This window comes from Lutibacter sp. (genome assembly GCF_040883305.1).
Classification (GTDB): Bacteria; Bacteroidota; Bacteroidia; order Flavobacteriales; family Flavobacteriaceae; genus Lutibacter.
The window spans coordinates 1-6,296 of sequence record NZ_JBFLKT010000277.1; the positions used below are offsets into that span (position 1 = coordinate 1).

6 protein-coding genes are annotated in these 6,296 nt (G+C 31.2%); all 6 read left to right on the forward strand.

The features are described 5' to 3' along the window. Nucleotides 1–4: 4 nt before the first annotated feature. The gene (locus AB1Z17_RS08655; RefSeq protein WP_368051411.1) at nt 5–160 is read left to right on the forward strand and encodes a HypC/HybG/HupF family hydrogenase formation chaperone; all 156 of its coding nucleotides are present in this window, start codon (nt 5–7) and stop codon (nt 158–160) included. A 431-nt stretch (nt 161–591) separates the two neighbouring features. After that, nucleotides 592–1,242 (forward strand): DUF47 domain-containing protein, encoded by a 651-nt coding sequence (locus tag AB1Z17_RS08660; RefSeq protein WP_368051406.1) that lies wholly within the window; start codon nt 592–594, stop codon nt 1,240–1,242. 17 nt (nt 1,243–1,259) lie between these two features. Further along, nucleotides 1,260–3,008, forward strand: a complete 1,749-nt coding sequence (locus AB1Z17_RS08665; RefSeq protein WP_368051407.1) for an inorganic phosphate transporter — start codon at nt 1,260–1,262, stop codon at nt 3,006–3,008. Nucleotides 3,009–3,037: 29 nt separating this feature from the next. Continuing rightward, nucleotides 3,038–4,396 (forward strand): OprO/OprP family phosphate-selective porin, encoded by a 1,359-nt coding sequence (locus tag AB1Z17_RS08670; protein WP_368051408.1) that lies wholly within the window; start codon nt 3,038–3,040, stop codon nt 4,394–4,396. Between the two features lie 25 nt (nt 4,397–4,421). After that, nucleotides 4,422–6,014 (forward strand): lamin tail domain-containing protein, encoded by a 1,593-nt coding sequence (locus AB1Z17_RS08675; protein WP_368051409.1) that lies wholly within the window; start codon nt 4,422–4,424, stop codon nt 6,012–6,014. Between the two features lie 49 nt (nt 6,015–6,063). Beyond that, a partial coding sequence (locus AB1Z17_RS08680) for a hypothetical protein (protein WP_368051410.1) occupies nt 6,064–6,296 on the forward strand: 233 nt, incomplete at its 3' end.

The following is a 6,296-nucleotide window of genomic DNA, read 5'->3' on the forward strand; positions in this document are numbered from 1 at the left end:
AACATTGGTTCCTGAAGCAACTGTTGGAGATTATGTGTTAGTACATGTTGGTGCTGCAATAGCTACTATTGATGAAGAAGAAGCTAAAAAAACATTTAAGCTCTTAAAGCAGCTCGATGAATTGCACGAGTTGGAAGATGATGAACATAATCCAGCTTAAAATCTACCCTTAAATAAGTTTTAAAATAGTTCTAAATAATAAAATTAATAGGTTCCATTGAACATTTATTCAAAGCATTTATTTTTTTAATTGTTAAAACAGTAAATGAAAAGGGTTTTTAAAAGTTTTTTTCAGAAAATTGACACTATAGTTTTTTAAGTTTTAAAAGCAGTAAATCTTTGTTTTTTTTAAATATTGTTAAGAAAATTAGCTTCATATATATCTTTTTTAGGGAGCTATAAAACCATAAAAAAACACTACACTACAATTCTAAAGTTTTCAATAAACTCTACATAATTATATTAAAATGATGCATATCAATTAAATAGGTTATTTAATAAACTACATATGATTCATGTGAACTTTTAAAATGATATTTATCATCTCAAGTACTTGAATGTACATTTATCTTTGTTGTAAAGATTTATGTGATGATTAAAATATTTAAAACTTCAAAAAACGTTATCCTTAATATCGATGAGTATTTTGATAATATTGAATTGGGAATATTAAATTTTAAAGAAGGTGTTAATAATTATTTAGAAGGAAATATTTCAGAATTTGAAAACAACCTAAAAATAGTTAAGAAGCAGGAAGAAGTTGCTGATGCAATTATCAGAAAAATTGAAAACGACTTTTATGTGCATTCTTTAATGCCTAACTATTCTAGTGATATTTTGAATTTATTAGAGAAAACGGACGATATTATTGATAAAATAAAAGATAATTTAAGTCAGTTTGATGTAGAAGATCCTTATTTCCCAGAAGATATTAAGAACGATTTTTCGAGATTAGTATCTTTATCTGTAAAATCTGCTGAAAATGTTATTCCTGCAGCAAGAGTTTTTTTTACTGCTCCTGATCTAGTCAAAGATAAATTACAAAAAGTAATATTTTACGAACGTGAAACTGAAAAATTAGCCATAAAAATTAAAAGGACATTGTTTAAAGAAATGCCCTTTTTAAAATTGAGTGAAAAAATTCATTTACGCTATTTCACTTTACATGTAGAGCAGGTTGCGGAAGCTTCAAAGGTAGTAGCAAAAATGCTCTCTTCATTAGTAATTAAAATAAAAATGTAGTAAACAAAAGGCAGCCTATGTTTTTTTTCTTTTTATCAAGTGGTTTATTTTTAGGTTGGTCCTTGGGAGCCAATGATGCGGCCAATATATTTGGTTCTGCAGTTGGTTCTAGAATGGTTAAATTTAGTGTGGCTGTTGTAGTTGCTTCTATTTTTGTTGTTTTAGGTGCTGTATTACAAGGGTCTGGAGCGTCGATAACACTTGGTAAATTAGGTTCTGTAGATGCCATTGGAGGCGCATTTACAGTAGCACTTTGTGCAGGTATTACTGTTTTTTGGATGACTCGTTTAAAGTTACCAGTGTCAACCTCACAAGCAATTATTGGAGCAATTATTGGTTGGAATTTTTATTCTGGAAACACTACTGACATGACTGTTTTGGGGAAAATTGTTAGTACTTGGGTGGCAGGTCCCATTTTAGGAGCCATTTTTGCTATTTTAATGTACAAACTTCTCAAGTTTTTTTTAGCAAAAAGTAAAATTCATTTAATAAAGTTAGATGCATATTTAAAATATGCACTTTTAATAATTGGAGGTTTTGGAGCTTTTAGTTTGGGTGCAAATAATGTAGCCAATGTTGTTGGTGTATTTATACCTTCAGTTCCAGATATCCAGTTAGATTTTGGTTTTTTTATTTTTGATGGAGTACAATTATTGTTTTTAATAGGTGGTATTTCTATAGCAATGGGAATTGTTACTTATTCTAAAAAAGTTATGATGACTGTTGGCAACGATTTAATGAAGTTATCTGCAGAAGCTGCATTGGTAATTGTATTGGCACATGCTATGGTCTTGTTCATTTTCTCTTCTTCATCTTTATCAAATGCTATACAAAGTATTGGTTTGCCTGCAATTCCGTTAGTGCCTGTTTCAAGTTCTCAGGCTATTGTTGGAGCAATAATGGGAATTGGTTTGTTAAAAGGCGGTAGAGGAATTAAATTTAATGTTTTAGGCAGAATTTCACTAGGTTGGATAACTACGCCAATAATTGCAGGTGTTGTTTCATTTATGTCGTTATTTTTTATGGATAACGTATTTAAATTACAAGTTTATAATACCACAAAAACTGCTTTAAAATCAATAAAAAGTGATTTTAATAATTTACCAAAACCTGTGGATATTCCTGTAAATGTTAATTTATTTCAACCTTTCTTATATACGGTTATTATTTTACTAATTATTGTAATAATTGTTTTAGCATTAAAATTAACTAGTAAAAAATTAAAATCTAAAGATGAAGAGTCTTCTGATATTTCTCGAAAATATAAAGCACAAGAGGCCTTTTTAAAAACAGAATTGGCAAAAGCGAATACAGAAAATGCTGAGCTAGAAAAGGAAATTGATTTTAAGCGAAAAGAGCAAATGAGTATTGCTTTAAATATTATTCAAAAGAATCGTTTTTTAGAAAAGCTGCGCGCAAAAATTGATAAAATAATTGATAAATCAGATTCAGATCAGGTGGAGCTTTCAAAATTAAAAAAGCTAATTGTCGAAAATTTAAGCATTGATAAAGATCGCCAGCGTTTTAATATATATATCAACGAGTTAAATAGAGACTTTTATTTCAGATTGTTAAATAGGTACCCAAATTTAACCGAAAATGAACAGCGTTTATGCTCCCTGGTTCGTTTAAATTTAAGTTCAAAAGATATGGCGTCAATTTTAAATATTTCAACAAAAAGTGTTGAAGTTAACAGACATAGGTTACGAAAAAAAATGCACTTAAAACGTGAAGATAATTTAACAGAATTAATAAGTAAGCTTTAAATATAATATGAATAATAATTGTAACTATAATGAAAAATAAACTAAGTACACTAGTAGTGGCATTAATTCTATTCGGAATAGGGTTACATGCACAAGAAGTAAAAAAAGAAGTTACTCGTATAAATCAATACGGGCAGGAAGTGGATGCTGTTCCACTACAAACGGAAGCACAAGATGGCTTTATTAAATGGTTTTCTGCTGATGGAAACTATAAAATGTGGATGGACAACAGAGTTCAACTAGATGGTTATATTTTTTCAAATGATGCATTAAATGAACTTGGAAATGGAATTACAATTCGTAGAATGAGATTCGCTATTAAAGCAGAATTTTGGAAAAATTGGTATGGAGAAATTGATCTTGATTTTGAAAGTTCTGCAACTGAAATAAAGGATGCGTATTTAAAATATACTGCAGATTCTGAAAAATGGGATTTTAAAGCTGGGCATTTTAAAGAAGGTTATGGTATGGAAACAACCACTACATCAAGATATTTATTATTTATGGAGCGTTCCTTAGCATCTACTTTTGACCCTTCTCGTCATTTAGGTTTTCAGGTAAATGTTTTTGCAAATAAGTTTTTACTTGTTGGTGGAGTTCACTTCAATACTGTTGGAGACGCAGAGGAAGTGACATTTACAAAAGATGCAAATAAAGATGATGGTGTTGATGAAGGCTATTCTTTAACAGGTAGAGCTGTATGGGCACCAATAAATGATAATGATAAATTATTACACATAGGGGTTGCGGCAACACATAGAACTCCTAAAACTTACTGGGAAGGTGGTGCTTTTAGACTTAGCACACGTTCACATTCAGTAGTAAATAGAAAAAAATTCTTAGACACTGATGATATTTCAGGTGTTGATAATGTTTTTGGATATACATTTGAATTAGCCGGAAAATATAATGGTTTTATGGTCCAAGGTGAATATAAAGAGCACAATGTTAATATGATTGAAGGAATTGATGCTTCTTTTAAAGGATATTACGCTCAAGCAGCTTATTTATTAAGAGGTGGAAAACATAATTATAACACAAAAGAAGGTGAGTTTACAAGAATTACACCTGGTTCAGATAAAGGAGATATTGAACTTGCTTTACGTTATGATTTTATAGATTTGAATGATTTTGATGCTGCAATCTATGGTGGTTCTGCCGAAGGTTATTCAGTAGGTTTAAACTATTATATAAATCCAAATATAAAATTTGCTGCAAACTATATTTATCATAACCACGACCGTTTTGCAAATGGAAAAGGAAAATTATTTGTAGGTACTGATAGTTCTGGAAACCTAACAAAAGATTGGTCTTTAGTTACTGAATCAGAAGGTGAAGCAGGCGATGATTACGGTCAGTTTTCAATAAGACTTGAAGTTAATTTTTAATAATGATATCTAAAAAAATAAAACAATGAAAAATTTAAAATATATATTTCTAAGCATTATTATGCTATCTGCTACGTTCAGTTGTGTAGAAGATGAGATAATGATAAAAGAAGGCCCTGTTGTAGAAGGCAGCGTATTGAAATTAAACGAAATAATGTCGAAAGACGTAAATGATGCTCCTGACTGGGTAGAGGTTTATAATAGTGGAACTACTGATATGGATATTTCAGGATATGTTATTAATGATAAACCCACTGCCGCAGGTGGATATAGTATACCTGCTGGTACAATTATTACAGCAGGTGGATTTTACCTTGTTGATGCAAATGAATCAGGAGAATCTATTAGTTCTGGAGGAGAAGATGTTAGTTTATCCGAACCAAATGGAACAGTTATAGATCATACTATTACTCCAGATATGAGTAGTAATGTTGGGCTTACTTGGGCAAGAGAAATTGATGGTGCAGGAGATTGGAAGGTGAGTTCTCCAACTCCGGGCTCTTCAAATGGATCAGCTGCAAATACAGCGCCAATTTTATCTGCTGAACCATTAACTGAAGCTATAGAGGTTTATGCAGTTACGGCTTCAGATGCTGATGGGATTTCTTCAGTAAAATTAATTTTTATGCCTGGTGAAAGTGTACAATCTATAGATATGGCATTAGTTGATGGTGAATATAAAACATCGGTACCAAAAGCATTGGTCGGACAAGTAGTTCGTTATTACGTTGTTGCTAAAGATAATACAGGTTTAACCACATATTACCCGAGTAATGGAAACAATGCACCTGCTGAATTCACAGTCGTTGGTGGTGTTAAAGATTTGGAAATAGTTGGAGAAATGGATGGTTATAGAGGCGATGTTACGTTTACAGTTATGCCTTTATATCCTGATCAAGTTGATGAGATTAGATTGTATTATTTATTACCAGGCGAACAACAAGATGATGTGAATGATGAAAAAACAAAAGTTGTTTTAGATCAAAATGGAGCTGTTTTTAGCGGAGTAATTCCGGCTCTAAATACTGAAGGTGATGTTAGATATTACATTAGAGTAGAATATGTAGATGGAACAAAAACCTATTATCCAATTGAAAATGGAGGTGACTTTAACCACGATTTAGGAACAACTTGGCCAAGTTACAAAGTTGAAGCAATTACTTATGATGCTGTCGTAGAAACTACAGTTACTTCAACAGAAGGACCGGTAACTAGTATCACATTCCCAGCAAATCCTATTCCAGGATCAGATATTAATGTAGTTGTGGCTTATGCAAGTTCTGAAGAAATAGTGGAAGCAAGAATTTATTTTGCAGTTGGTGATACGCCTGTATATGTAAAAGCTAATAAAATTTCTGGTGAAGATGATGCATCATTTACACAAACAGGTGTAACTATAAATTTAAAAGATGCAGTTACAGATGGAGATGGGTTATCATTGAGCGAAACGGGAGCTAAAGTTTCATTTTATGTTAGAATTGCAACAAATACAAAAGAATATTATTATTCAAATACAGGAGCAATGTCTATAGATGATACTCCAGGTGGTGGAACTACAGATGAATCTGATGCTTTTAAAGCAGATCCAACCCTTTGGAATGTTTATACAGTTCAATAATTAATAAAAACCAGCTTGTGAATAAACACAAGCTGGTACTTTTTAAAATATGATACATTTAAGTAAAATTATAAGTTTTACCATACTATTTATGGTCTTTTTTCAAGCTTGTAACAATAGTTCTAATACTGTTGAAGAAACTAAAAATGAACTCGAATTAATTTCAAGCAAAAAAATAAATGTATCAGAGGCTTCTGGTTTAGCTATTAATACTGCAGGTTCAACTTTATATACCGTAAGTGACAATACTGGTAATATTTATGAATTAGCAACAGACGGAAC

What these genes read in the sequence shown, in the direction of transcription:
- AB1Z17_RS08660 (WP_368051406.1), top strand. Translation starts at nt 592, where the DNA reads ATGATTAAAATATTTAAAACTTCAAAAAACGTTATCCTTAATATCGAT.
- AB1Z17_RS08665 (WP_368051407.1), top strand. Translation starts at nt 1,260, where the DNA reads ATGTTTTTTTTCTTTTTATCAAGTGGTTTATTTTTAGGTTGGTCCTTG.
- AB1Z17_RS08670 (WP_368051408.1), top strand. Translation starts at nt 3,038, where the DNA reads ATGAAAAATAAACTAAGTACACTAGTAGTGGCATTAATTCTATTCGGA.
- AB1Z17_RS08675 (WP_368051409.1), top strand. Translation starts at nt 4,422, where the DNA reads ATGAAAAATTTAAAATATATATTTCTAAGCATTATTATGCTATCTGCT.